This window comes from Selenomonadales bacterium, from assembly GCA_018335585.1.
GTDB lineage: Bacteria > Bacillota > UBA994 > UBA994 > UBA994 > UBA994.
Window position 1 is genome coordinate 1 of the sequence record JAGXRZ010000004.1, and the last position, 3,348, is coordinate 3,348.

At 65.8% G+C, this 3,348-nt stretch carries 5 protein-coding genes; all 5 read left to right on the top strand.

Annotation, left to right across the window (positions count from 1 at the left end; all coding sequences use genetic code 11):
• Positions 1-810 (top strand): P63C domain-containing protein (locus KGZ66_00695; GenBank protein MBS3984114.1); only part of this gene is annotated, 810 nt, incomplete at its 5' end.
• Positions 807-1,307: a hypothetical protein gene (locus KGZ66_00700; protein MBS3984115.1), complete on the top strand. Its 501-nt coding sequence runs from the start codon at positions 807-809 to the stop codon at positions 1,305-1,307. The genes KGZ66_00695 and KGZ66_00700, both read left to right, overlap by 4 nt.
• A complete protein-coding gene (locus KGZ66_00705; protein ID MBS3984116.1) occupies positions 1,304-2,041 on the top strand; it encodes a hypothetical protein in 738 nt (245 codons plus the stop codon). The genes KGZ66_00700 and KGZ66_00705 overlap by 4 nt, the downstream gene beginning before the upstream one ends.
• Positions 2,038-2,292 carry a hypothetical protein gene (locus KGZ66_00710; protein MBS3984117.1) on the top strand — a complete coding sequence of 85 codons (255 nt, stop codon included), beginning with the start codon at positions 2,038-2,040 and terminating at the stop codon, positions 2,290-2,292. The genes KGZ66_00705 and KGZ66_00710 overlap by 4 nt, the downstream gene beginning before the upstream one ends.
• Positions 2,289-3,348, top strand: a 1,060-nt coding sequence (locus tag KGZ66_00715; GenBank protein MBS3984118.1) for a hypothetical protein, incomplete at its 3' end; no start/stop codon positions are given. The genes KGZ66_00710 and KGZ66_00715, both read left to right, overlap by 4 nt.

A 3,348-nucleotide genomic window follows, 5' to 3' on the forward strand; every position in this document is an offset into this window, starting at 1 on the left:
TTCGGCGATCTGCAATGCGAGGCCGTCGTCCTCAAGGGCGGCGAGCGTGGCTACGTTCGTCGCCAACTGGCTAAGCTGCTCGGTTTCCACGAGACACACAAGGGTGGCCGTTTCGCCCGGTTTCTGGCTGATTTCGCGCCTAACTCTTTGTCGAGACTGGAAAAAACTCGTGAGCCGATTCTGCTTCCGTCGGGGCGGCAGGCGCAGTTCTTCCCAGCCGGGATCATTGCCGACGTCGCGTCGGCGGTGGTTGGCGCGGCCATCAACGGCACACTGCACAAGGCGCGCCAAGGCATCGTGCCCAACTGCATGAAGATCATGCACGCGCTGGCCACCACCGGCGAGGTCGCGCTGATCGATGAGGCCACCGGCTACCAGTACCACCGCGCACCAGATGCGCTGCAGGAACTGATCTCCAAGCTGCTGCGCCAGTCATGCTCCTCGTGGGAGCGTCGTTTCCACCCGGACTACTACCGCGCACTCTACCGGCTGTTCGGCTGGAAGTACCGGGGCCACGACCAGAACCCACCGCACGTTGTTGGCCAGATCACGCAGCGCTGGGTCTATGGGCCGGTGCTGCCTGCCACGCTGATCGACGAGATCCGCGCTCGCAAGGGCATCTCGCACAAGCACCACCAATGGCTGTCCGCTCAGGGCCTGGCCCGTCTGGAAACACAGATTCACGCGGTCACGGCGATTGCGCGCAGTTCGACTTGCTACCGCGACTTCGACCGCCGCTGCGAAGCGGCCTTCGCGGGTGGCTCGCTGCAGTTGGCGCTGCTGGCCGAGGACTTTGAGGAGGGGGAATGAAATGCTGGGTCTGCAAACGACAGGCCCGGGGATACGGTCACACCGACAACCGCCACGGTGTCGGCAATCCCCGGCGCTACCCCACCGACTGGGTGTTTTGTTCGCAGCGCTGCCAGACCGCGTTTCACGCGCTGTACAGCAACTGGCTGCGGGTCAAGGAAGGTTTGGCAGTCGCCAAGGAGGTCACCATGATCGATCCGTCTGAGGTCGAGCAAGCCGCGATGCGCCAGTGCCTCAAGGCTTTCGGCGCGGCGGCGAACGAGATCGGATTTGCCAGGCCGCTGGGCGACTACTCCGAGGCGCAAGCGCTGCAGGTGATCGATGCCATCGTCACTTGCTACACCGAGGCGATGGTTGCGCATCACGAGGTGAGCAAGTACCCGCCAGTGCGCGGCATGAGGCCGACGCCCGACCCCATGACTGCCAGCGCAGCCAACCCCTTTGCCGATCTGGAGGATGACCTGCCGTGGGAAGAGCCGAAGGGGAAGAAGCCGTGATCGACTTCAACTCCACTTCGAGCCTCTCGGGTCAGATCACTGCGCTGGTTGACGCCGCAATGCAGCGGGCCCGCGCCCGCCAGTCCGAGCGCCAGTACCTCGGTGCTTCCCGTCTGGGTGTAGCGTGCGAGCGCGCGCTTCAGTTCGAGTACGCCAAGGCTCCAATCGACCATGGGCGCGATATCCCGGGCCGGATGCTGCGCATCTTCGAACGTGGCCACCACATGGAGGACTGCCTAGTCGGGTGGCTGCGCGACGCGGGTTTCGACCTGCGTACCCGCAAGGCCAACGGCGAGCAGTTTGGCTTCTCGGTGGCCGACGGTCGCCTGCAGGGGCACATCGATGGCGTCATCGTCGCTGGCCCCGAGGGCTTTGCCTATCCGGCGCTGTGGGAGAGCAAATGCCTGGGCAACAAGTCCTGGAGCGACCTGCAGAAAAAAGGCTTGAGCACCTCCAAACCCGTCTACGCCGCACAAGTGGCCATCTACCAAGCCTACCTCGAACTGCACGAACACCCGGCACTCTTGACGGCGCTCAACGCCGACACGATGGAGATCTACGCCGAGGCCGTGCCCTTTGACGCCGCCCTGGCCCAGCGCATGTCGGATCGGGCGGTGCGGGTCATCACAGCGACGCAGGGCGCAGAACTGCTGCCACGCGCCTATCTGGACCCGACCCACTTCGAATGCCGGATGTGCGCCTGGCAAGACCGCTGCTGGAGGTTGCAAGCATGAGCAAGCACTACACGCCGCCCGAGGCCATCGAGCCGATGATCGACGCCAAGCAGGCAGCGGCTGCGCTGCGCCTGCCCTACTACTGGTTTGCCGACCGCACCATGCGCAGCAAGTACCGGATACCGCACTACCTCATGGGCGGCCTGGTGCGCTACCGCTTGCCCGAACTCGCAGCCTGGGCCACGCGCTGCAACGCCGTGCAGGGCCGCGACGCCCAAGACGCGCAAGCGCTTTGCGAGGGTGCAGAATGATCGACTTCAACGACCCCAGCCCAGCGGCCACGAACAGCCGCGAAGCTGAGCGAGACGCGATTCGCGCCGACCTGCTGGCTCGCTTGGAATCGGTGCTGGGCACGATGTTTCCGGCAGGCAAGAAGCGCCGGGGCAAGTTCCTGATTGGCGACGCACTGGGCAGCCCCGGCGACAGCCTCGAGGTGGTGCTCGAAGGCGAGAAGGCTGGATTGTGGACGGATCGTGCCACGGGCGATGGCGGCGACATCTTTGCCTTGATCGCCGCCTACCTTGGGGCCGACGTTCACTCCGATTTCCCCCGGGTGCTCGACCAGGCCGCCGATTTGCTGGGGCGTGCGCGCTCAGCGCCCCTGCGCAGCAGCAAGAAGGACGCCCCGGTCGATGAGCTCGGCCCGGCGAGCGCCAAGTGGGACTACCACGACGCAGCAGGCCATCTCATCGCCGTCGTGTACCGCTACGACCCGCACGGGCGCAAGAAGGAGTTTCGGCCTTGGGATGCCAAGCGGCGCAAAATGGCCCCGCCCGACCCGCGCCCGCTCTACAACCAGCCGGGCATGGGCAATGCCGCGCAGGTGGTGCTGGTCGAGGGCGAAAAATGCGCGCAGGCCTTGATCGACGCCGGCATCGTGGCCACCACCGCCATGCACGGTGCCAACGCGCCAGTGGACAAGACCGACTGGTCGCCGCTGTCCGGCAAAGCCGTGCTGATCTGGCCCGACCGCGACAAACCGGGCTGGGACTACGCGACGCAGGCGGCGCAGGCCATCCTGGCGGCCGCAGCCAAGTCCTGCCACATCCTCTACCCACCCGAGGAAGCCACAGAGGGCTGGGATGCAGCCGACGCCATCGCGCAAGGCTTCGATGTCTCGACCTTCCTCGCCCACGGCCCGCGTTTGCAGATGCACGACCTCAGCGCCGATGCCGAGCCGGTCGTCAGCAGCGATGAGTCGGTTTGGGGCACAGAGGATGCGCTGGCGCTGGCCTTCACCCGCCGCTACCACCGGGATTGGCGCTACGTGGCGACCTGGGGACGCTGGCTGGTGTGGGACGGCACCC

Coding starts and splice junctions, on each gene's coding strand:
- KGZ66_00710 (MBS3984117.1), top strand. CDS start 2,038: ATGAGCAAGCACTACACGCCGCCCGAGGCCATCGAGCCGATGATCGAC.
- KGZ66_00700 (MBS3984115.1), top strand. CDS start 807: ATGAAATGCTGGGTCTGCAAACGACAGGCCCGGGGATACGGTCACACC.